Raw genomic sequence first — 275 nt, 5'->3', positions numbered from 1 at the left:
CCGCAGGCCGAGCCACTGCTCGGCGTCCCAGGCCTGGAACCGCTCTACCTCGGTGAACCCCAGCTTTGCCGCGAGGCGCATCGAGCCGACGTTGGCGGTTTGGGTGGTGAGCACCACCGGCTCGCCGGGAAGGACGCCGTCGAACCAGTCGAGTGCCGCCGCGCACGCCTCGGCGGCGTACCCGAATCCCCACGCCCGCGGCAGGAACAGGTAACCGAGATCGGCCTTCCCCTCGGCAGCCGGGCGACGGTGCCCCGTTGCTCTCCTGAGCAGGA

At 71.3% G+C, this 275-nt stretch carries 1 protein-coding gene; it reads right to left on the bottom strand.

Features of this window, described 5'->3' with window-relative positions; translation table 11 throughout:
* Window positions 1-275, bottom strand: a 275-nt coding sequence (locus ACNAVT_RS31910) for a GNAT family N-acetyltransferase (RefSeq protein WP_416301725.1), incomplete at both ends; no start/stop codon positions are given.

Source organism: Micromonospora sp. SL4-19, from assembly GCF_047921475.1.
Lineage (GTDB): Bacteria > Actinomycetota > Actinomycetes > Mycobacteriales > Micromonosporaceae > Micromonospora.
The sequence above is the reverse complement of the archived record's forward strand: the minus strand, read 5'-3'. Positions and strand labels throughout refer to the sequence as shown.